This window comes from Halomonas sp. KM007 (assembly GCF_050709225.1).
In the GTDB taxonomy this organism is placed as follows: Bacteria; Pseudomonadota; Gammaproteobacteria; order Pseudomonadales; family Halomonadaceae; genus Vreelandella; species Vreelandella hamiltonii.
Genome location: NZ_CP136131.1, coordinates 2,897,591 through 2,919,583, shown reverse-complemented (window position 1 = coordinate 2,919,583; position 21,993 = coordinate 2,897,591). Strand labels below are relative to the sequence as shown.

Genomic DNA, 21,993 nt, shown 5'->3' with positions numbered 1-21,993 from the left:
TTCCCAAAACAGTGAGTATGACTACGTTGCTCCGGGAAAAATATGCGCCACCTCATGGGGTTAGTGGCGAGCCTCAACCGTGCACCTTGCGTGCATCAACTAAGACTAAAGTATTTTCTATTGATCTCGGTCAATCAGAAAGAGGCGCTTTGCCGCACCCCAGGTGCGGCCAAATGTGTTAGGCAACGCTGATACTGAGGGAGCTGGCGGGATGGTTTTCCAGCAGGCCAGGAGCGCGCTCGTCGTCGGTGATCACCACGTCGAAATCGGCCAGCGAGGCAAAATAGGCGGGGCGCACGATGCCGAACTTGCTGGCATCGACCACCAGCAACCGCTGCATGGCGGTAGCAATCGCCGCTTGCTTGGGGGCCACTTCATGGAAGTGAAAACAGCTCACTCCACGTTCGCAGTCTACTCCTGCCGCTGAAATCAGCGCCTTGTTGATGCCCAGACGTTCGATGGCGTCCCGCATGCCGTCGCTGCCGAAGGATTGCGACGAGGCGTGAAACAGCCCCCCCAGCAGCACCAGCCGCACGTTGGGCAACGCGGCGACCGTGTTGGCCACGTTCAGCGCGTAGGTCACCACGGTCAGCTCGCGGAAGTGGCTGAGCTGGCTCAGCAAGGGAATCAGCGTGGAGCCACAGTCGATGAACAGCGTGTCGCCTTCGTCGATGAAACTGGCGGCACGCTGGCACAGGCGATGTTTGACATGGTAGTGGCTGGCCTGCTGCTCGGTGAGGTCGTAGACCGGCGTCACGCCGGGGTAGCTGGCCATCACCAGCCGCCCCCCCAGCAGGCGCAAGGGAGATGGCTGTGTGGCGAGGTCTCGGCGAATGGTCATTTCCGACACTCCGCACAGCTCGGCGGCATCGCGAAGATGCAGGGTTCCCCCGCTGACCAGCGCCTCTTGTAGCATCGCCAAGCGCTGTGCGCTCCGGTCATTCATGGCAGGCATCTCCTTCTGATTCATTTTTTATTGCCGTTAGGCTCTACTGGGCTATCTATGCTGAGCTAGGCCCTCACTTATTTCTACTGCAATGCACCACTCCCCCGCACATGGTGTGCATATCACATTTAATCAGCGTTGATGTGACAATACTTGCAAATCAACGTTAAAAAAATAACACTCAATGTTATAATTTTAACATCAACACCAGCCCACACGACTCACACTCCTCACGATCCGAAGGTACTCCCATGACCCTCATCATGAGCTTGGTTGGTATGGTCACCCTAGTGGCCATTGCCCTGATTTTTTCTTATGACCGCAAGTCGATTCGGCTGCGCACCGTGCTGGGTGCCTTTGCCATCCAAGCCGGTATTGGCGCGTTTGTGCTCTACGTGCCGTTCGGCCAGGCGGTGCTGCAAGCCATTTCCGCCGGTGTTAGCCAGGTGCTGGTGTACGCCAACGACGGTATCGGCTTTTTGTTTGGTGGCCTTGCCGATGTAGAAAACGTCGGTTTTGTCTTCGCCATCAAAGTCCTGCCGGTCATCATCTTTTTCTCCTCGCTGATTGCCGTGCTCTACTATATCGGCATCATGCAGTGGGTCATTCGGATTCTGGGCGGCGCATTGCAGAAAGCACTGGGCACCTCGCGCACCGAGTCACTTTCGGCCACGGCCAACATCTTCGTGGGCCAGACCGAGGCACCGCTGGTGGTACGTCCGTTTATTGCCCGCATGACACCTTCGCAGCTATTTGCGGTGATGTGTGGCGGCTTAGCATCGGTAGCCGGTTCGGTGCTAGCGGGCTATGCCGCGCTGGGCATTCCCATGGAGTATCTGGTGGCGGCCTCGTTCATGGCGGCGCCTGGCGGCCTGCTGTTCGCCAAGCTGATCATGCCGGAAACCCAGAACGTGGAAGATAGCGACAGCGTTTCCAAGGTCGATGAAGAGCTGAAAGAGCAGGACGACAAGCCCGCTAACGTGCTGGATGCCGCCGCCGCCGGTGCTACGTCGGGCATGAAGCTGGCAGCCAACGTGGGTGCGATGCTGCTGGCCTTCATCGCCCTGATTGCGCTGGTCAACGGTATTCTGGGCGGCGTGGGCGGCTGGTTCGGTTTCGAGGCATTGAGCCTGGAGCTGATTCTGGGTTGGCTGTTTGCCCCGCTGGCCTTCCTGCTGGGCGTGCCCTGGGAAGAAGCCACCCTGGCGGGCTCGTTCATCGGCCAGAAGCTGGTGGTCAACGAGTTCGTGGCCTTTATCAACCTGGCCCCCTACATTGAAGGGGAACAGGTGGTGGCTGCCACGGGTCAATTGATGACGCCCCACACCATGGCCATCCTGTCATTTGCCTTGTGTGGTTTTGCCAACCTGTCGTCGATTGCCATTCTGCTCGGTGGCCTGGGCAGCATTGCCCCGACCCGCCGCAAGGAGATTGCCCGGTTTGGTGTGAAAGCCGTACTGGCAGGCACGCTCTCCAACCTGATGTCTGCCTCGATTGCCGGTTTCTTCCTGGCGTTGAGCAGCCTCACCGCCTGACGCAGCGAGTACGCGATAACGCAACGGGCGCTGCTTTAGTACGCAGTACCCGTTTTGTCTTTTACCGATTAATGAGAACTTCATGACTGCCACCGCTTCCCCCCCGCTTATCCAGGCCGCCCGTCACGCCCTGACGTTAATGGACCTCACCAGCCTGAACGACAGCGACACCGACAGCGTGATCGAAGCACTGTGCCAGCAGGTCAAGACCCCCTACGGCCACCCGGCAGCGGTGTGCGTTTACCCCTCGTTCATCGTCACGGCAGCCCGTGCGCTGAGCGCCCACAAGCTGGATGACCAGGTCAAGATCGCCACGGTCACCAACTTCCCCCATGGAGGCGATGACATCATGAGCGCGGCCCGTGAAACCCGCGAAGCCGTGGCATCGGGTGCCCATGAAGTCGACGTGGTGTTCCCCTACCGCGCCTTGATGGCAGGCGATGAAGAGACTGGCCGCGAGCTGGTGGAAATGTGCAAGGCCGCCTGTGGTGGCCAGGCATTGCTGAAAGTCATCATCGAATCCGGCGAACTCAAGAACCCTGCGCTGATCCAACGTGCCAGTGAGCTGGCCATCGAAGGTGGCGCGGATTTCATCAAGACCTCGACCGGAAAAGTGCCGGTCAATGCCACGCTGGAAGCCGCCGAGATCATGCTCAAGGCCATCAAGGCCAGCGGCAAAGACGTTGGTTTCAAAGCCGCCGGCGGCGTACGCAGCGCAGAAGAAGCCGCTGAGTACCTGGCGTTGGCAGCCGACATCATGGGACCGCAGTGGGTCACCCCGGCACACTTCCGGTTTGGCGCCTCCAGCCTGCTGGGCAACTTGTTGAACACACTCGACGGTGGCGCTGACGCGGCGCTGCTCTCCATCACCAACGGAGGCTACTAAATGTCGTCCAACGCTTCTCACCACGCGCTGCTCCCTCAAGAACTGATTCGCCTGAAGCGCGACGGCCAGCCGCTGCCCGTTGAAGAGATCAAGGCATTCGTGCAGGGCATCGCCGATGACCGTATCAGCGATGCGCAGATCGGCGCCTTCACCATGTCGGTCTTTTTGAATGGCATGAGCCGCGAAGAAGTCGTGGCGCTGACCACCGCGACGCGCGATTCTGGCCACGTGATGCAGTGGGATTCGCTCAACCTGCCCGGCCCCATCGTGGACAAGCACTCCACCGGTGGCGTGGGTGATCTGGTATCGCTGGTGCTGGGCCCGTGGGTCGCAGCCTGTGGCGCCTTCGTACCGATGATTTCCGGCCGGGGCCTGGGCCACACCGGCGGTACCCTGGACAAGCTGGAGTCGATCCCCGGCTACGACCCCTACCCCGCCCCCGAACGCTTCAGTGAGGTGGTGAAATCCACCGGCGTGGCGATCATCGGCCAAACCGGCAACCTCGCCCCGGCCGACAAGCGCATCTACGGCGTGCGTGATGTCACCGCCACCGTGGAGTCCATCCCGCTGATCACGGCCTCGATTCTGGGTAAAAAGCTGGCCTCTGGCCTGGACGCCCTGGTAATGGACGTCAAAGTGGGCAGCGGCGCGTTCATGCCCACCCCGGAAAAGTCCCGCGAACTGGCCAAAAGCATCGCCAACGTGGCCACTCAGGCAGGCACACCCACCACCGCCCTGCTCACCGACATGAGCCAGCCGCTGGCCCCGTGTGCCGGTAACGCGGTAGAAATCGTCGAAACCCTGGCGCTGCTGCGCGGCGAGCGAGCCAACAGCCGCGTGATGCAGGTCACCCGCGAACTGGCCGTTGAAATGCTGATTGCGGGCAAACTGGTGGCCAACCGCGAAGAAGCCCTCGCCAAGCTGGACAAAGCGCTGACCTCTGGCGCAGCGGCGGAAGTCTTCGCCCGTATGGTGCGCGAACTGGGCGGCCCCGCCGACTTCATGGAGCGTTCGGACAGCTACCTGGCCACCGCCCCGGTCGTTCAAGCGGTCTACCCCGAGCAGAGCGGTATCGTGCAGCGTTTCGATACCCGCGCCGTCGGCATGAGCGTGGTGGAGCTGGGCGGCGGCCGCCTGCGTAACGATGCCAGCGTCGATCACAGCGTGGGCTTTAGCGACATCGTCGAAATCGGCGACCGTGTCGACAGCCAGCGCCCGCTGGCCATCGTCCACGCCCGCACGGAAGAGGCCGCGGCCCGTGCCGCTGCTCAGCTCCGTGCGGCGGTCACCATTGGCGATGCCGACGCCACCGCCGACACCCTGTTGCAAGAGACCTTCCGAGGAGAAGCCTGATGCGCCGCGCCATCGTCCTGGTACTCGACTCTTTCGGGATCGGTAGCGCCCCCGATGCCGCCACCTTTGGCGACCAGGGGTCAGATACTCTGGGCCACATCGCCGCCGCTTGTGCCCGTGGCGAAGCCGACACCGCCGAGCGTTCCGGCCCATTGTCGCTGCCCAACATGGCCGCGCTAGGCCTGTTCCACGCCCACCGCGACGCCACTGGCAGCGTGGCTGAAGGCGTCAGTTTGCCCGACCAACTGACGGGCGCTTACGCCCACGCCAAAGAGATCTCCAGCGGCAAGGACACCCCTTCCGGCCACTGGGAAATTGCCGGTGTGCCGGTGCGTTTCGACTGGGGCTACTTCCTCGATAAAACCGACAGCTTTCCCCTGGAACTGCTGGACGCCATCATTCGTGACGCCGAGCTGACCGGCGTGATCGGCAACTGCCACGCCTCAGGCACCGAGATCATCGCTCGCCTGGGCGAAGAGCATATCGCCACCGGCAAGCCGATCGTGTACACCTCGGCCGACTCCGTGTTCCAGATTGCCGCCCATGAGGAGCACTTCGGCCTGGAGCGCCTCTATGCGCTGTGCGAAACCGTCCGCGAGCTGCTGGAGCCCTACAACATTGGCCGCGTCATCGCCCGCCCGTTTATCGGCGACGACCGCGAAAGCTTTGCGCGCACCGGCAACCGCCGCGACTACAGCGTCGAGCCGCCCAGCCCCACCGTGCTGCAAAAGCTCGCCGATGCCGGGGGCGAAGTGGTGTCGATTGGCAAGATCGCCGACATCTACGCCCACTGCGGCATTACCCACAAGGTCAAGGCCAGCGGCCACGATGCCCTGATGGATGCCACCCTGGCGGAAGTCGCGCGCACCGCCAACGAAACCAGCGACCGCCCGACCATGATCATGACCAACTTCGTGGATTTCGATTCGGTCTACGGTCATCGCCGGGACGTACCAGGCTACGCCGCCGCGCTGGAGCACTTCGATGCCCGCCTGCCGGAGCTGCTGGCAGCCCTCGATGACGACGACCTGCTGCTGCTCACCGCCGACCACGGCTGCGACCCCAGTTGGGAAGGCACCGAGCACACCCGCGAATACGTGCCGATCATGGTACGCGGCGCAGGCTTCGCCCCCGGCCCGCTGGGCGAGCGCGGCACCTTTGCCGACATTGGCCAAACCCTTGCGGCGTTCTTCGCCGTAGACGCCATGGCCGACGGCGAGAGCTTTTTACCTGACGCGGCCTAAGCGCCGATAACGCATCACTGGCACGTCAACGTGCACGGCCTGAACCCCGCACGGCGGGGTTCAGGCTCCCTGTTCAGAGAGGAGAGTTTCATGGCTACCCCGCATATCAACGCCGAAATGGGCGATTTCGCCGATACCGTCCTGATGCCTGGCGACCCGCTGCGCGCCAAGTACATCGCCGACACCTACCTGGAGAACGTGCGCCAGGTCAACGACGTGCGCAGCATGTTCGGCTACACCGGCACCTACAAAGGCCGCGAGATTTCCGTCATGGGCCACGGCATGGGCATCCCCTCCGTGTCCATTTACGCCAAAGAGCTGATTACCGATTACGGCGTGAAGTCGATCATCCGCGTGGGCTCCTGCGGCGCGGTACGTGACGATGTCAACGTGCGCGACGTGGTGATCGGGCTGGGTGCCAGCACCGACTCCAAAGTGAACCGCATGCGCTTCAATGACCACGACCTGGCCGCCATTGCCGACTTCGAGCTGGCCAGCCACGCCGTGGCGGCCGCCAAAGCACAGAACGTCGCCGTGAAAGTCGGCAACATTTTCTCGGCGGACCTGTTCTACAACCCGCAGACCGACATGGCCGAGCTGATGAAGCGTTACGGCATCGTCGGCGTCGAGATGGAAGCCGCAGGCCTGTACGGCGTGGCCGCCGAGTTCGGTGCCCGTGCACTGACCATCTGCACCGTCTCCGACCACATTCTGAAAGGTGACTCGCTCTCCAGCGCCGACCGCCAAACGACCTTTAACGACATGATGGTGATTGCCCTCGACACCGTTCTGCGCGATGACGCCGCCAAGGCGTAATGCCCGGCGTCTTGAGCCCATAGACATCCTGAACACAGAGAGAGAATAGCGCCATGAGCCACGCGGATCAGGCATTGGTCGACACGCTGCTGACCACCCTGGGCAACGCCTACGCGCCCTACTCCAACCACCCCGTGGCGGCGGTGATGGAGTGCCCCGACGGCCAGCAGTTTGCCGGTAGCAACGTGGAAGTCGCCCACTACAAAGGGCTGTGTGCCGAAGCCTCGGCGATTTCTGCCATGGTTACTGCTGGCCAGCGCGAGCTGGCCAAGGTCTACGTGATGGGCCCCGGCGAGCACCTCTGCACGCCCTGCGGCGACTGCCGCCAGCGCATCCGCGAATTCGCCACCCCCAGCACGCAAATCATGGTGCTCTCCAAACAGGGCGAGGTGTTGAAAACCTACACCATGGACAGCCTGCTGCCCGACGCTTTTGGGCCGGAGCAGCTGCCGGGGCGTTAAGCAGTTTCCCGCAGCACTAGCGCCACCGGCAGCGACACGTGCCGGGGCGCTTTTCCTGCCAACGCATCGCCCAGCAGCTCCACGCTCATCGTCGCAATGGCGGCAATGTCCTGGCGTACCGTGGTCAACCCCGTGGCCAGAGTAGGCAGGTCGTCAAAGCCGGTGACGGCTACCTCGCTGGGCACACGAATACCGCTGTCTTCCAGGGCGGCCACGCAGCCCAGCGCCAGCTCGTCGGTGGCACAGACCATCCCGTCGAAGGGCAAGGATGCGTCTGGGCGCTCCTTGAGCAGGCGGTTGAGCTGGCGATAGCTGGTCAGGGAGTCCGAGGTCAGCCGATGCGGCAGGCTGATCAACTGCTCGCTGAGCCCCGCTTCGGTGACGGCACGCTGATATCCGGAAAGGCGGCTGAGAGGCCGCGGCACGTCCAGCTCTCCCCCCACAAACGCAATCCGCGTTCGCCCCTGTTCTATCAGGTGCTGCGTCATCTGGTAAATGCCCGAGACATCGTCCGGAGCCACCGAAAAGCCGTCTCCTGCGTTGCCTATTCGTACGAAGGGAACGCCCGCTGCCTGCAGAAGGCCTGGCCTGGCATCTTCTGCCGTTTCGCCCAGCAAGATCGCGGCTCCTGCCCGCTCGGGCAGCTCATGGGTCTGATCGTGGTGAAAAAACACCGGTACCATGCCTTGCTGGTGCAGGGCCACGGTCAGGTGCTGGTAGAGCAGAATGTAGTAAGGCCGCAGCTCGATATCCTGCCGCCCAAGGGAGATCCCCACCACCGCTGCCTTACCGCTGATCAGTTGGCGGGCGGCGGCGCTGGGTTGATAGGCCAGCTCACGGCTGATGGTCAGAATCCGCTCGCGCAGCGCGTCGCTCAGCCCGGGCTTGCCGTTCAAGGCTCGGCTGACCGACGCGATGGATACCTCGGCACGCCGGGCAATTTCGCGGATGGTCGCCGCCGGTGCGCTCGATGTGTGCTGTTTCATGCCTGGCCTCAGCCGCCGTTGGGGGGGTTTGATTGTACAAAAAGCGGGGCGGAAAATCGCCGCCCCCTGGGCAAGCAACCCCGTGCTAGCCAAGCCCTTGCGTTACCAGCCGCGTCTTCCCAGGCGCGAGAGTTCTCCCTCCAGCTGCTGCACGGCCAGCACCTCGTCATCCTCATACAGTACCGGGCACGTGGGGTTACGGCCAAACTCGATGGCGTGGGCTTTCTGCTGGGCTTCGGCGGTCAGATGAAATCTGCTGATCAACTGGCAATTGCCAGGCTGCGGTCTTCCAGGCTGGAAACGAAACAGGCATCCAGCACGGTTTGAATGGCCGCGCCCCGGGTAAAGTCGGGCTGGTCGTTTTCCCCAGTGCGAATGCTCTCGATAAAGCGCTGGTAGATGCTGGGCGTGGGCGGCGCCTTGACGGTGCTCCAGCGAGCGGGATGCACGTCATCGTTCAGACATACCTGAACTTCATCCTTGGAGGCATCGAGATCCACGCGGATCGCCCCCTTGTCGCCGTGAACGCTCAGCGTCAGCGAGTTGTGGTGCCCAGTTGCCCAGCGGGTCGCCTGAATCGTGCCCATGGCGCCGTTGGCAAAGCGCACGCGCATCAGCGCCGTGTCGTTGGCATCCAGCAGGTAGTCGCCGATGCGGTTGCCCGGGGCTTTGTCGAAGCAGGTGAGTTCGCAGTTGACGCGGGTGATATCACCCACCGGGAAGCTGGCAAAATCGACGATATGCACGCCCACATCGCCCAGCACGCCTTTACTGCCGTGGGCTTCCGAGAGCCGCCAGAGCCACTGGCTATCCTCATCCCAGCGCCCCCAGGCGTTGCTTACCAGCCAGCTCTGGCGATAGCTGGCATCCACGTGGCGAACGGTGCCGATGGCGCCGCCGGTAATCAGCGCTCGGGCGTGCTGAATGGCGGGGGCGTCACGGTAGCTCAGATTGACCATGTTGATGACCTTGGCGGCCTGGGCGGCAGCGACCATCTCGTGGGCATCCTCGGCATTGGTGGCCAGGGGCTTTTCACACAGGATGTGTTTACCCGCCGCAATGGCCGCCAGCGACGTGGCCTTGTGCACGCCATCCGGAGTGACATTGCTCACCGCGTGAATATCGTCGCGGGCCAGCATGTCGTCCAGCGACTGGTACACATCGGCAATGCCATGGCGCTCGGCGAAGGCCTGCGCCTTGGTGAAATCACGGTCGCATACGGCAACTACTTCGACGCCTTCGAGTCGGCCATAGTGCTTGGCGTGCTCCCCCGCCATGCTGCCCGCGCCAATAATCGCAATACGGATCATTTGAAGCCCTCCTCACCGGGTTTGTGCAGGCTTTCTCCCTTGATCTCGACCGGGTTGGGCGCCTGGTCGGCGGGGACGTTGGGGCAGCTGTCGATCCACCGGGAGCCTTCCGGCTGCGCCCAGACCACGGCGTTCTTGAGCACCCGCTTTACCTGCTCGTCGTAGTAGATCGGGTAGGTTTCGTGGCCGGGACGGAAGTAGAAAATCTTGCCGTTACCGCGCTTGTAGGTCAGGCCGGAGCGGAACACTTCGCCGCCTTCGAAGGCACTGATGAAAATCACCTCGTCCGGGTTGGGCACCGCAAAGGGTTCGCCGTACATTTCGGTATGGGGCAGTTCGATGTAATCCCCGAGCCCTTGCACGATGGGGTGGCCAGGGTTCACCACCCAGAGCCGCTCACGCTCGCCGGCTTCTCGCCACTTCAGTGAGCAGGTAGTGCCCATCAAGCGTTTGAAGATTTTCGAGTAGTGGCCGGAGTGCAGCACGATCAAGCCCATGCCCTGCAGCACGCGCGTTTGCACGCGGTCGACGGTCTCTTCCAGCACGTCGCCGTGGGCGGCGTGGCCCCACCACAGCAGCACGTCGGTATTCTCCAGCGTCTCTTCGTCAAGCCCCTGCGCCGGGTCTTGCAGCGTGACCGCCGTGGCCGTTAGCGCTTCCGCTTCATTCAACCCGTCGGCGATGCACTGGTGCATGCCGGTGGGGTAAATACGCGCCACTACGTCGTTGGTTTGTTCGTGGACGTTTTCGCCCCATACGGTGACTCGGAGTGTCATGTCGTTCTCCTCAGCGTTGAGAGGTGCTTGCTCACGAGCGTGAGCGCTGAGGATAAAAGTAAACGTTTACTCAATAAGAGTAAACGTTTACTTATTGGATTTTAGTCGAACACCACCGACGCGCTGGCGTCAGGTTCTATTGCTTTTCAGACCGGGGCTTCGTCGGGGCGGTTCTCGGCGACGCGCTCGACATCCACGATGCCCGAGCGGCTGACCACGACTTTCCAGCGCGCCAGGTAAGGGGCATCTTCGCTGCCCGTTTCGCGCACCACCAGGTTGAACAGGTGGCGGCGCTCGACACTTTCCCGCACCGCCTGCCCCTCTTTCAGGCGATAGATATGGTGCTTATCCTTGCTCATCAGGCGGGTCAGCATGGAGAGGTCTATGCTCAGGGTTTCGCGGGTATGCTCATAGCCGCTCAAGAAGCGTGTGGGGGACATGCGCGAGCTGGAGCGATAGTGCATGACCACCTCTTCGCGCTGGGCCACCGTGCGCCGCCGCATCTGCTGTATGTCCTGGTCGAGGGCGGTATAGCGCTTGTAGTCGAACCATTCGAGCTGCCGACCGACCAGCGCATTGTGGGTAGGGTCGATGTATTGTCGCCGCCACTTGGGTCGGCCTCTTCTCAGCCATCGCCATAGGGTATTGCGCAGGTCGTCCTTGAACACTTCGCGCATGGCGTAGAGCAGCGCCATGGCCAGCACGAACAGTGCGGTGATGTCGCCAATCACGTCGCGCAGGTGCAGTACCCCCAACGACACGAAGGCCATGACCACCGCGGTGGCCAGGGCCTTGACGGCTTTCTGTTCGCCGCTACCCAGCTCCAGCGAGCGCTGCTTGAGCGTGATCGGGTACTCGATCAGCCGTCGCAGCAGGCGCATCTTGTTGGACATGCGAGTGGGGTCATCGCGTACGCGCTCGGCGTTGTACTCCTGCTGCTCGCGGTACTCGCCTTCACGGTGGCAGATAGTCACCAGGCGTCGTTTGACCTCGCTGAATTTCCCGCCCTTGGGCATGTGGGCCACCAGCGCCAACAGCTGCTGCTCGGTGAACCAGGAAAGATAGTTGTCGATATTGGCAAAGTATTTATAGAGCCGTTCATCGGTGGGCGGGTTACGCCGCAAGCGCTTGAGTATGCCGTCGCTCAGGTCGCTCATCTCGACCAGCTGGTCATAAAGCTCGTTCGCCTTGTCGTGGGTGCTGCTCTTCTCCTCACCCTGCAGGCGACGCAGTTTACGGGCCGTGGAGAGCATGCCCTGGGTGGTGCGCTCCAGGGCCACCACGTACTGGTAGGCGTAGAGACTGAGGCTCAAGCGGTAGGAGTCGCTGCCCAGCTGGTTACGGCTGGCCAGGCGGCTATGCACCAGCGGCAGATGGTACTCGTCGCTGTAGTAAGTGCGCGAGACGTTGATGGCAGCGTGATAAAATACTTCTTCGGAGATGATGTGCGTACTCAGCCCCAGCTCCTGGGGCACGAACAAGTACACATCCAGCGTATGTGAGGTCTCTTCCTTCAGCCGTCGAGACAAGCGCAGTTGGAAGCTATTTTTACGTTCAACGTTGATCACCCTCACTTATCTCCTGCTTTCATGCCAGACTCGATGATATACCATGATGAGCTCGCGAGTACGGCTGGCAGAGCGTCGTCTGCCAGCGCACCTTGATACCAGAGCCATACCATCAAGGCTGCGCCATGAGGACTGTACCATGAAGACTGTGCCGTGAAGACCGCGCCATGCAGCGCATGGCATGGATCAGCGCTTTACTTCTTCGCCTTGGAGCCCAGGGATGCCCATCGCCCGTTTTTCACCCTTTGAGCTGCTGCTGCTAAAAAGCCGAAGCCAAGTGGATACGGCCACGCTACTGCTGCTTGGCTGGGTGCTCGTGCATCGTCAGCACGTTTCCGAGGGGCAACGCCGACGTCGGCTGGCCCAGGTCAGCGCGCAGTTTCGCCATGGGCACGAGCTGGGGCCGATCATGAGCATTGCCCATAGCCAGGACCTTCACGCCATTCAATTGGCCGCCGAAGTCGTGCGCAAAGAGTGCTCCAGGGAGCGCAGTCTCAGCGTGATGCACCAGGCCATCACAGTGGCTACCGACGATGGCGAGCTGTCACTGGCCAACCACTATATTCTGCGCTTTCTGGCCGACCTGCTGAACGTAGTGCCCGCGACCCTGAACACCCTGTTTCAGGAACTGACCGGCAAGCCGCTGCGAGCTCCGGAAGACCCTAGCCGCGATGCCTATTGGCAGGTGCACGACCCGGCGTATTACGCCCACAAGGCCGAGCAGGAAGCCCAGGCCGCCGAGCGAGCACAGGCCGCCCAGGCACAGGCCGAACAGCAGCAGCGTGCCAAGGCCGACAAGCAGCATGCGCGCGCCCAGCGCCAACAGCAAAAACAGCAGCGTAAGGAGGAAGCGCGCCAGGCCAGGCAGCGTGCCGAGCAAGCCCAGGAGCACGCACGTGCAGAGCAGCAGCGCCAGGAGCAGGCTCGCGCCGAACAGGCGCGTCGTGAGCACGCCCGCCGACAGCAGGAGCAGGCCCGGGCAGAACAGGCACGCCGCGAGCGTTACCAGCGCGCGACCAATCCTCCCCCGCCACCCGACCGTACCACCCGGGCACTGGCCGTGCTGGGGCTGACGCCCGGCGCCAGCAAGACAGAGGTGCGCAAGGCCTATCGACGCATGGCGCAGCTGCATCACCCCGACCGCTTCTATTCGGAAAGCGAGCATCAGGTGGCGCTGGCCTCGGCGCGTTTTCAGCGCATCAAAAACGCGTATGATTATCTGATGCAAACTTACTAAGCGTCACGGGGCAGCGACGTATGCTGCCCGCCATGCTGAAACCACGACCTTCCACTGTGTCCATTGTGACGAGACCGACACCGGATTATGCGCGACCTTTATCAACGCCTGAACCTGCCCCCCAATGCCAATGAGCAGCAGATCGACACCGCCGTGGCGCGCTGCCCCAACAGCGCCCTGCGCCAGGACGCCACCTCGGTACTGACGGTGACCCCGCACCGTGAAACCTACGATGCGCTGCACGGCACCTTGAGCGACATCGGCCGCCTGCGCGCGCGCCTTGGATTGACCCACGGAGCACATTGGCAAGGTGACGTGGCCAATGATTTTTCATTGCCTCCCGACCACGCCATTTCACGCCATGACGAACTGGTCGACCGAGTCAGCCACGCCGTCTCGCTATATAACCGTTGGCGAGGGCTGCGCGGCCCCTGGCTGCTGGTCACGCTATTTGCGCTGGGAACAGGCCTGGGGCTGGCCATTGGCATTGCGCTAAGTCTGGGGCTTGGGCTGGGATCGAGATAGCGGCGGCGCAGTCGTTGAACCTTCAGGGCGCTGCCGCTCGTCACGGCGGATTTCGGCCTCGGTGGGCCTGGGCGCTGGTTTAGGGGGCTCAGGGGTATGCTGCGGCGCATCCAGGTCGCCCTGCTGGCGGCGCTGCAGCGTCATGTCGGTACCATGGGGCTCGTCGCCACGGGCCTCGGAGCGAGCCTCCATGCGCACGCTGAGCCGCGGTACACCCAAGTCGATTTCCTGGGCTTCCATGCGCTGCTTCAGCAGCAGATTGAAGGCGCGTGACACGTCCCACTGCATTTCAGGAGCGGTGCGGAAGCGCATCCGTAATATCGGGCAGCCATCTTCGAAGGCCTGTACCCCCTGCATCTCCAGCGGCGACCAGATGTAGTGACGCATCATCGGGTCCTTGCGCAATTCCTGAGCCGTTTCCTGCATCAGCGTGATGGCGTCATCGATTTTCATGTCATAGGGAATGCGAATCCGCATCAAGGCAATACCGAACTGGCGCGACATGTTGTGGATCGATTCGATACGACTGAAGGTGATGATGTGCAGCACGCCGTCCAGGTCACGCAGCCTGACCGTCCGCAACGTCAGCCCTTCGACGGTGCCCATGTGCGTATTGATGGTGACGAAGTCATCCACCGCCAAGGAGTCCTCGATGAGGATGAAGATGCCGGTGATCAAATCCTGCACCAGGGTTTGCGCGCCAAACCCCACCGCCAGACCGATCACACCGGCACCGGCCAGCAGCGGCGTGACGTTGACCCCAAGGTTGGCCAAGCCAGCAATCACCGCAATGATCAGGATGGTGACGAAAATCACGTTACGGATCATCGGCGTGATGGTTTGTGCGCGAGCCTGGTTGACGCGCCGCCCCCGTGAACGCGCGGAGGAAGTCAGCGCCCGCTGAATGGCGGTATCGGCAAAAATCCACACCAGCCATGCCAACAGCACGGTGGCCCCCAGGCTGACCAGCGCCTGGCCAATACGCGCACTGGCCACGGCCTGCTGGCCAAGCCCAAACAGCGAGCCTCCCCATACCTGCATGGAAAGCTCGGCAAAAATCATCCAGGCGCTCAGGTGCGCCAGTACGAAGCCAAACCGCTCGAGTCGCTTGCGATATTGGCTAAAGCGACGGCGATGGCGCCGCTTGCCCAAGCGCTCTTCCTGGCGACGCAGCAGCCCGGTAATCACCAGGGTCAGCACCAGCAGACTGGCGGAAATGATCGAGCGTGCCAGCGCCGTGCCCACATCCCCGACGGTAATGAAAATGGCCAGCAGCGAGCCGCCCACCATCAGCAGGGCAGGAATGTGCCATAGCCCACCCAGCGCACGGATCATTTCCACGGCCGTACTGGCATCGCGGCGCTGCTTGTAAGGCCGGTTACAGATGAGGTGACGAATGGGGCGCTGGAATTTGAAGATGAAACGCGCCGACAGCAGCGCCGCCAGCATGTTGGCCAGCACCGACACCAGCCCCGACAGCTCGGTGCCCAGCAACTCCATCAGGCGGGTAGAGTTGACGGCGTCGCCCAAGGCAATCAGCGCGCCGATGACGAACAGCCCCCGCAACGCCTTGTGCTGTAATACTTGCACGGCGGTAAAACGATGCCCGCGACTGAAGAACGCTATCACCGTTTCGAACACCACCGACAGCGCTCGACCACACAGGCAGATATAGGCCACCACCAGCACCAGGGCGCGGCCGGGGCTGTAAGGCAGCAGCTGGCCGACTCCTAGTGTAATGACGAAAGCCAGCGCCCAGGGCAGCATGCGCCGCAAGAAGTGGACCGCCAACAGCCAGGCCTTGGGGTCCCGGGGCAGGTCCAGCGGCCAATGACGCCGCTTGGCCACGACGCGACCAAAGGCAATCATCGCCACCAGCAGGCCACTCCAGATAACGGCCAGCAGGGTACCTTCTGCTACGGCTCGGACAGCATCCCGCTGCTCGGCCCCGGCATTCAGAGCGCGCAGATCCTCGACGCCCTGGACCAGTTGCCGTGACCACTCGTCGATGGGCGAATCCCCGGCCTGGGCCTGTTCACCGATGTCGGAAAGCGTATCAGCCAAGGCGCCCAGCAGCCCTTGGCGCACCACGCCGTCGTCTTCCACGGCCTCGGTACTCAGCTGCAGCTCACGCAGCGAGTCCAGCAGCGCACGGCGCTGATCCTCGCTTTCGAGCATGCCAATGACGTCGCTCAAGGAGCGCTGGAAATTTTCGCTGGTGACGTCCGGCTGCTCTTGGCTGCCACTACTGCCCCCCAACGTGGGAAGCGAGACGCTCTGGGCGTGTGCGGTGACGCTGATCATCAGGCTGAGTAGCGCCCCTAGAACGATGCTGGTTATCCAGTGCTGTCGCACGCGTGACTCCCGTGGAAAGTGACTGTTGAATCGTGTCTTTTCTCGTGCTCAGCCTAAGCGTGTGATTATGATAGGCTAAACCTACAAACGTTCACCTCCAGGACATCGAGATGACGCTGCAGGCTCCTCCCCAACGCTTGAACCCGGACGGCCAGACCCGACGCGTAGGCGTCGAAATCGAGTTTGCCGGGCTTCCCCCTCGCGAGACGGCCGAGGTGGTGCAGGCACTGTTTGGTGGTGAGCTTAACGTGGTCAGCCCCCATCGGCTACAGGTGGCCGACACACGCTGGGGAGCGTTCGAGATCGAACTGGATACTCAATACGCCCATCCAGACCAGACGTTGTTGGACGCACAGCAGGACAGTGACAGCGAGTGGGCTCGCCAACAGCATCAGCGGCGGCTGGAATTTCACCAAAAGACCCGTGAACTGATCGGTGACATGGTGACCGGCCTGGTGCCCACCGAAATCGTCTGCCCTCCCATCCCCTGGGAAGAGCTCGAAGCGCTGGACACCTTGTTCGACACCTTGCGGGAAAAAGGCGCCAAAGGCACCGATGCCAGCCTGCTGTACGGCTTCGGCCTGCACCTGAACCCTGAGATCGAGCGCGGCGAGGTCGATTACCTGCTCGACATGCTACGCGCCTACCTGCTGCTGGCCAGTTGGCTACGCCAGGAAATCAAGGTGGATATCACCCGAGAGATGCTGCCGCACGCCAACCCGTTTCCCAAGGAGTACGCCCGCAAGGTGCTGGATCTGCGTTACCAGCCGGATCTCGACACCTTCATCGACGACTACCTGGCCGATAACCCTACCCGTAACCGCGAGCTGGACCTGCTGCCGCTGTTTGCCCACCTGCGCCCAGAGCACCCTCATCCGCTACTGCACGGCCAGTTGACCAAGCCGCGGCCCACCTTCCATTATCGGTTGCCCAATGCGCAGCTGTCGCAGCCGGGCTGGGGCAGCGTGATGGAGTGGAACCGCTGGGTGGAGGTAGAGAAGCTGGCCCACGATCAGGACAACCTTCACGCCCGCTGCCAGGAGTACATGGTCGAACAGCGCCAGCCCTGGTGGCAGCGCCTCAAGCGCAGACTGTTTGGCCATGCCTAGACCCCTGATCGGCATCACGACCTCGGATTACAAAAGCCAGCTTGCCTGGTGCTTCGACTGGTTTGCCGTCTGGCGTCACGGCGGCAGGCCGCTACGCCTTTCCCCTTCCCGCCCTTTGCCGGAGCATCTGGACGGCCTGATCATTGGCGGCGGGGACGACATTCAAGCCCACCTGTACGGCGGCGAAGTCCAGCTGGACGTGCGCCTGGACCCGGCTCGTGACGAGCTGGAACTCGACCTGCTGAAGCGCTTCATACCTCGCCATACGCCAGTACTGGGCATCTGCCGAGGTGCGCAGTTGATCAACGTGCATCTGGGCGGCAGCCTGGACCCCGACATTTACACCACCCACGAAGGCTTGAAGCGCCGCCGCACGGTACTGCCCCGCAAAACCGTCGACATCGTGGGCGACAGCCAGCTCTATCGCTTGCTGGGAGTGACCTGGTGTCGCGTGAATAGCCTTCATCATCAGGCGGTCAATCGGGCAGGCAAGGGCATTCGGATCGTGGCGCGTGACCGCGATGGGCTGGTGCAGGGCATCGAGTCCACGGAGCATGCGTTCCTGATAGGCGTTCAGTGGCACCCGGAGTGGCTGATTTTCAACCGCCCCCAGCAGCGTTTGATACGTGCGCTGGTGAAGGCGGCCAAGGCGCCCCGCTAGCCTTTCAGTGCAGCCAATGCCGCGTCGTAATCAGGCTCGTTCTTCAACTCGCTGACCAGCTCGCTGTGCAGCACCCGATCCTCGGCATCCAGCACCACCACGGCACGAGCGCAGAGCCCTTCCATGTTGCTGTTGCATAGCGCCACGCCCCAGTCCTGCTGAAATTCGCGGTGGCGGAACGTCGAGAGCGTCTCCACGTTGTCCAGCCCTTCGGCACCGCAAAAACGCTTGGCCGCAAACGGCAAGTCGGCAGACACCACCAGCACCACGGTGTTGTCCAGCGACGAGGCCAGTTCATTGAAGCGTCGCGTCGACGTTGCACAGGTAGGCGTATCGACGCTGGGGATGATGTTCAGCACCTTACGCTTGCCTGCATAGGTCGCCAGGGTAACGTCTTCCAGGCTGCCGTTGGTGAGCGTCATGGCCGGTGCATCCTGCCCCACCGCCGGTAAGGTGCCCGCCACATCCATGGGTTGACCTGCCCGCGTAATCTGTTGCATATCAAGCTCCTAATGTATGGTAAAAGGGGAATGACGATCAGTGGCCCAGCTTACCGTGGAACTCCCTGATTCGGCTATCCCTCATCCATCGCGACACGCTAGCGAGAACACCATGGCCTCTGTAGTCATTATCAAAACCGGCGACGCCTTCCCCGAAGTGGTGGATCAGCACGGAGACTTCGAACAGCTGTTCATCGACCAGGTGCAGGACGCCCTGCCCGACCACCTGACCCTCGACGTATGGGATGCACGCCTCACCAGCCAGCCGCCGGAGGATATCGTGGCAGCCATCATTACCGGCTCCCACAGCATGGTCAGTGAGCAGCTCCCCTGGAGCGAGGCGCTGAAGCCCTGGTTACAGCAGGCACTGGCGGACGACCTGCCGCTGCTAGGCGTATGCTACGGCCACCAGCTGATGGCCGCTGCATTTGGCGGTGTGAGTGATTACCACCCGGCGGGGCGTGAATCCGGCACACGCAGCGTGCGCCTGACCCAGGCAGGCCGCCAGGACCCGCTGCTTGGGCAACTCCCGGAGTGTTTCGTGGCCCACTTGACCCATGCCCAGGCGGTCATGCAGCTTCCCCCCGACACCAGCATCCTGGCGCACAATTGCCACGATGCCCACCAGGCGCTGCGCTATGGGCCACGCCAGTGGAGCGTTCAGTTCCATCCCGAGTTTTCACCGCCGGTGATGCGCGCTTATATCGAACGCCAGCGCGCTGCCTTGCGCGACCAGGGTGAAGACCCGGATCAACTGCTGCAAGACATCGCGGAGACCCCCGACGCCACGCGCCTGCTGACCCGTTTCATCGCGATGCTGTAGTGCGCGTTTGCGTTGCTGTCGTTCGCTTTTGGTCGCGCCGCGATGCCAGCCGGTCGGCCAGGCGGGTTGGCTCTGGCAGCTTGGTCTTGCCCAGGCAGCGCATGACCCACTCAAGGGAGGTATCCAGCGAAAGCCGATGCCCCGGCGAGACGAATACCGGCTTTACGTTCGCCCGCGAGCGTACTACGGCACCAATCACCTCTTGCCCGGCCATGAGCGGTACCCAATCGCCCCGCGCTTCACCAACCTCTGCATGCTTACCAGTCAACCGTGACTTGGCGATACCGATGGTAGGTAGATCAAGCCAAAGCCCTAGATGTGCCGCGACCCCTAGCCGCCTGGGGTGGGCGATGCCTTGGCCATCGACCATCACCAGCTGTGGCTGAGTCTTGAGCTTGGCAAACGCACCTAGCGCAGCGGGGATTTCGCGAAAGGAGAGTAGCCCTGGAATATAGGGCATGCGTGTGGGTTCGCGATGCACCACTTGCTCGACCACCGGTAGATACGGAGCCTCTTCTGGCAACCACTGCAACACCACCACTGCCGCCCGCGTCACCGCCCCGCCCTCTTCAAAGCCAATGTCTACCCCCGCGATATACCTCACCGGGTTGATGCGGTCACGGCTCTCTAACTGCTGGGCGAGTTGTGACTGCAGCGCAATCGCCTGTTTGGGTGACAGGTTCCATTCGTGTAGCGCAGCGTCCATGCAGGCTCCTTGTATCCAGGTAATGAACATTTAGCGTAGCCAAAAAAAATCCCCCTATGCCAGCAGGCACGGGGCCAGTGGCATAGGGGGGATGTGACTCATCGGTTAGGCGCTAACCAGCGCCTAGCAATGAGTTATGCGCGTTCGCGACGGCGAACCGGGGCATCGCCATCGTCACGACGACGGCGCGGGGCGCGCTCCGGCGCACGGTCTTCGCTGATTTCCAGCGGGCGACCGGCCACACGGGCACGAGCCATTTTCGCTAGAATCGTGGAAGGCAGACCGCTAGGCAGTTCAACGACCGAGAAAGCGTTGCGAATATCGATACGACCGATACGCGCGCCTTCAATGCCGCCTTCGTTCGCCAGCGCGCCGACCAGTTGACCCGGCTTCACACCGTCTTTATGGCCAACGGAAACACGGTAGCGGGTCATGCCTTCGCTGGGCGCGCTGGAGCGCTCGCGGCGGGCACCACCCGGCTTGCCCGGTGCGCCATCGCGCGGGGCACGCTCTTTGCGCGGTGCCTGAAGACGACCAATCGGCGCTTCGTCGGCGCGGGCCATGGCGGCAAACGCGCAGGCCAGCTCAACGGCATCGTGACCCTCTTCCACCAGACGCTCGACCAGGGCACGCTGCTCTTCTGCACCTTTCGTCAGCGCGGCAACAACGCGATGATGGAACACTTCATCACGGTGGGCGCGAATAGCGGCTTCGTCAGGCAGCGGCATTTCGGTCATTTTCTGACCCGTTGCCTGCTCCATCCAGCCTACCTTGCGGCCTTCACGGAAGCCCGCGAAGGTGATCGCGATACCGCTGCGGCCCGCACGGCCAGTACGACCGATACGGTGCGTATAGGCTTCGGCGTCCTGGGGAAGGTCGTAGTTCACCACGTGGGTGATACGCGGAACGTCCAGACCACGAGCGGCGACGTCGGTCGCGATCAGGACATCGACCTTGCCACGCTTCAGGCGGGTGATGGTGCGCTCACGCAGGCTCTGGTCCAGGTCACCCGACAGGCCAGCCGCGTTGACACCGCGCGCCGTCAGCTGCTCTACCAGTGTGGTACAGGCAGCACGTGTACGTACGAACACGATGGCTGCATCCACCGGCTCCACTTCAAGAATACGCGCCAGCGCTTCCAGCTTGGCACCACCGTCCACACGCACGAGGCGCTGCTCGATGTTTTCACCTGTGGTGGTGCGCGATTCGATCGCCACCTTGACCGGGTTGACCAGATAGCGATTGACGATGCGCTCGATTTCAGACGGCAGCGTGGCCGAGAAGAACACGCGCTGGGCATCTTTCGGGGTATCGGCAACCACGCGTTTTACGTCGTCGATAAAGCCCATGCGCAGCATTTCGTCAGCTTCGTCCAGCACCAAAGCAGACAAACCGTCCAGCTTCAGGCTGCCGCGATCCAGGTGGTCGATGATACGACCGGGCGTACCGACCACGACCTGAGCGCCGCGCTTCAAGGCGCCCAGCTGCTCACGGTACTCTTGACCACCACACAGGGTCGCCACTTCGAGCCCCTGCAGGTTTTGACCATACTTGCTAAAGGAAACCGCAACCTGCTGAGCAAGTTCGCGGGTAGGCGCCAGCACCAGTACCTGGGGCTCGCGACGCTGCATGTCGAGACGCGACAGCAGCGGCAGTGCAAAGGCAGCCGTTTTACCGGTACCCGTTTGTGCCTGACCCAGCATATCGCGGCCTTCCAGCAATGCTGGAATGGTCTGCGCCTGGATGGGCGAAGGAGTTTCGTAGCCCTGCGCTTCTACAGCAGACAGAACGGCAGGCAAAAGAGCCAGATCACCGAAGCTCGGCGAGGTGACAGAAATCGAGGTCATTAATCACACCTTGGTAGGCCGGTATCACCGGCAAAAAACATCGTAAGCGTCTCTGACTCTGTCATATGCCGCACGTCACGGTGCGCAGCAAAAGAACAAGGCTCCGCATAGCGGATATCGTCATCAGTGGAGTCGGAGACGCCGGTCGCACCTGGCATTCGGCTGGCAGTACCGCACGCTGCGGGCCAACCGCTGTGGCGACCTTACTGCGCCGATTTCACCCGTCTGGTGAAATGCTGGAGGCGCGCCATCTTCACAGCAATGAACATCCAGTCGAGGGGATGTTCCTGCAAACGTTTCGGCTTGGTGCCATGAGGCGACCGAATCAACGCTTGCCGTCGTGATGGAG

21 protein-coding genes are annotated in these 21,993 nt (G+C 62.2%); 11 read left to right on the top strand and 10 right to left on the bottom strand.

The window, feature by feature from the left end; all coding sequences use genetic code 11:
* Positions 1 to 178: 178 nt before the first annotated feature.
* The gene (locus tag RVM27_RS13765) at positions 179 to 946 is read right to left on the bottom strand and encodes a DeoR family transcriptional regulator (RefSeq protein ID WP_498938530.1); all 768 of its coding nucleotides are present in this window, start codon (positions 944 to 946) and stop codon (positions 179 to 181) included.
* A 251-nt stretch (positions 947 to 1,197) separates the two neighbouring features.
* On the opposite strand from RVM27_RS13765, the gene RVM27_RS13760 reads away from it, so the two are divergent.
* From RVM27_RS13760 to cdd, 6 genes are all read left to right on the top strand, one after another.
* Positions 1,198 to 2,481: a NupC/NupG family nucleoside CNT transporter gene (locus RVM27_RS13760; protein WP_498956837.1), complete on the top strand. Its 1,284-nt coding sequence runs from the start codon at positions 1,198 to 1,200 to the stop codon at positions 2,479 to 2,481.
* 82 nt (positions 2,482 to 2,563) lie between these two features.
* Entirely contained in the window at positions 2,564 to 3,367 is an 804-nt protein-coding gene (deoC, locus tag RVM27_RS13755) for a 2-deoxyribose-5-phosphate aldolase (protein WP_498956836.1), read from the top strand.
* Complete coding sequence (deoA, locus tag RVM27_RS13750; protein WP_498956835.1) at positions 3,368 to 4,720, top strand: thymidine/pyrimidine-nucleoside phosphorylase; 1,353 nt, start codon at positions 3,368 to 3,370, stop codon at positions 4,718 to 4,720.
* Positions 4,720 to 5,964, top strand: a complete 1,245-nt coding sequence (locus RVM27_RS13745) for a phosphopentomutase (protein ID WP_498956834.1) — start codon at positions 4,720 to 4,722, stop codon at positions 5,962 to 5,964. Before deoA ends, RVM27_RS13745 begins: the two co-directional genes overlap by 1 nt.
* A 90-nt stretch (positions 5,965 to 6,054) precedes the next feature.
* Positions 6,055 to 6,780 (top strand): purine-nucleoside phosphorylase, encoded by a 726-nt coding sequence (gene deoD, locus RVM27_RS13740; protein ID WP_016914679.1) that lies wholly within the window; start codon positions 6,055 to 6,057, stop codon positions 6,778 to 6,780.
* 53 nt (positions 6,781 to 6,833) lie between these two features.
* Positions 6,834 to 7,241, top strand: coding sequence for a cytidine deaminase (gene cdd, locus RVM27_RS13735; protein ID WP_081137722.1), 408 nt, complete (start codon positions 6,834 to 6,836; stop codon positions 7,239 to 7,241).
* On the opposite strand, the gene RVM27_RS13730 is transcribed toward cdd, so the two are convergent.
* From RVM27_RS13730 to RVM27_RS13710, 5 genes are all read right to left on the bottom strand, one after another.
* On the bottom strand, positions 7,238 to 8,227 hold the full coding sequence (locus RVM27_RS13730; RefSeq protein WP_498956833.1) for a LacI family DNA-binding transcriptional regulator: 990 nt from the start codon (positions 8,225 to 8,227) through the stop codon (positions 7,238 to 7,240). The two genes, cdd and RVM27_RS13730, sit on opposite strands and share 4 nt — an antisense overlap.
* Before the next feature lie 102 nt (positions 8,228 to 8,329).
* Positions 8,330 to 8,491: a hypothetical protein gene (locus RVM27_RS13725; protein WP_176212905.1), complete on the bottom strand. Its 162-nt coding sequence runs from the start codon at positions 8,489 to 8,491 to the stop codon at positions 8,330 to 8,332.
* Entirely contained in the window at positions 8,488 to 9,537 is a 1,050-nt protein-coding gene (locus RVM27_RS13720) for a Gfo/Idh/MocA family protein (protein ID WP_287808602.1), read from the bottom strand. The genes RVM27_RS13725 and RVM27_RS13720 overlap by 4 nt, the downstream gene beginning before the upstream one ends.
* Positions 9,534 to 10,313: a ThuA domain-containing protein gene (locus RVM27_RS13715; RefSeq protein WP_016914684.1), complete on the bottom strand. Its 780-nt coding sequence runs from the start codon at positions 10,311 to 10,313 to the stop codon at positions 9,534 to 9,536. Before RVM27_RS13715 ends, RVM27_RS13720 begins: the two co-directional genes overlap by 4 nt.
* Positions 10,314 to 10,459: 146 nt before the next feature.
* Entirely contained in the window at positions 10,460 to 11,881 is a 1,422-nt protein-coding gene (locus RVM27_RS13710; protein ID WP_016914685.1) for a hypothetical protein, read from the bottom strand.
* A gap of 220 nt (positions 11,882 to 12,101) precedes the next feature.
* Between RVM27_RS13710 and RVM27_RS13705 the strand changes: the two genes are divergently transcribed.
* A complete protein-coding gene (locus tag RVM27_RS13705; RefSeq protein WP_100730876.1) occupies positions 12,102 to 13,118 on the top strand; it encodes a J domain-containing protein in 1,017 nt (338 codons plus the stop codon).
* An 87-nt stretch (positions 13,119 to 13,205) separates the two neighbouring features.
* Complete coding sequence (locus RVM27_RS13700) at positions 13,206 to 13,643, top strand: hypothetical protein (RefSeq protein ID WP_213262306.1); 438 nt, start codon at positions 13,206 to 13,208, stop codon at positions 13,641 to 13,643.
* Here RVM27_RS13700 and RVM27_RS13695 read toward each other — a convergent pair.
* Positions 13,611 to 15,998, bottom strand: a complete 2,388-nt coding sequence (locus RVM27_RS13695) for a mechanosensitive ion channel domain-containing protein (protein WP_498956831.1) — start codon at positions 15,996 to 15,998, stop codon at positions 13,611 to 13,613. The genes RVM27_RS13700 and RVM27_RS13695 overlap by 33 nt on opposite strands.
* A 110-nt stretch (positions 15,999 to 16,108) precedes the next feature.
* On the opposite strand from RVM27_RS13695, the gene RVM27_RS13690 reads away from it, so the two are divergent.
* Both RVM27_RS13690 and RVM27_RS13685 read left to right on the top strand, forming a co-directional pair.
* Positions 16,109 to 17,107: an amidoligase family protein gene (locus tag RVM27_RS13690; protein ID WP_498938550.1), complete on the top strand. Its 999-nt coding sequence runs from the start codon at positions 16,109 to 16,111 to the stop codon at positions 17,105 to 17,107.
* Positions 17,100 to 17,768 (top strand): gamma-glutamyl-gamma-aminobutyrate hydrolase family protein, encoded by a 669-nt coding sequence (locus RVM27_RS13685; RefSeq protein WP_039177020.1) that lies wholly within the window; start codon positions 17,100 to 17,102, stop codon positions 17,766 to 17,768. The genes RVM27_RS13690 and RVM27_RS13685 overlap by 8 nt, the downstream gene beginning before the upstream one ends.
* Here the strand turns inward: RVM27_RS13685 and tpx are convergent.
* The gene (tpx, locus tag RVM27_RS13680; protein ID WP_096922459.1) at positions 17,765 to 18,268 is read right to left on the bottom strand and encodes a thiol peroxidase; all 504 of its coding nucleotides are present in this window, start codon (positions 18,266 to 18,268) and stop codon (positions 17,765 to 17,767) included. The genes RVM27_RS13685 and tpx overlap by 4 nt on opposite strands.
* Before the next feature lie 112 nt (positions 18,269 to 18,380).
* On the opposite strand from tpx, the gene RVM27_RS13675 reads away from it, so the two are divergent.
* Complete coding sequence (locus RVM27_RS13675) at positions 18,381 to 19,091, top strand: type 1 glutamine amidotransferase family protein (RefSeq protein ID WP_498956830.1); 711 nt, start codon at positions 18,381 to 18,383, stop codon at positions 19,089 to 19,091.
* Here RVM27_RS13675 and nfi read toward each other — a convergent pair.
* Together nfi and RVM27_RS13665 are read right to left on the bottom strand one after the other, a co-directional pair.
* Positions 19,075 to 19,797 carry an endonuclease V gene (gene nfi, locus RVM27_RS13670; protein WP_498956829.1) on the bottom strand — a complete coding sequence of 241 codons (723 nt, stop codon included), beginning with the start codon at positions 19,795 to 19,797 and terminating at the stop codon, positions 19,075 to 19,077. The genes RVM27_RS13675 and nfi overlap by 17 nt on opposite strands.
* A 134-nt stretch (positions 19,798 to 19,931) precedes the next feature.
* Positions 19,932 to 21,644, bottom strand: a complete 1,713-nt coding sequence (locus RVM27_RS13665) for a DEAD/DEAH box helicase (RefSeq protein ID WP_287808610.1) — start codon at positions 21,642 to 21,644, stop codon at positions 19,932 to 19,934.
* Positions 21,645 to 21,993 lie beyond the last annotated feature (349 nt).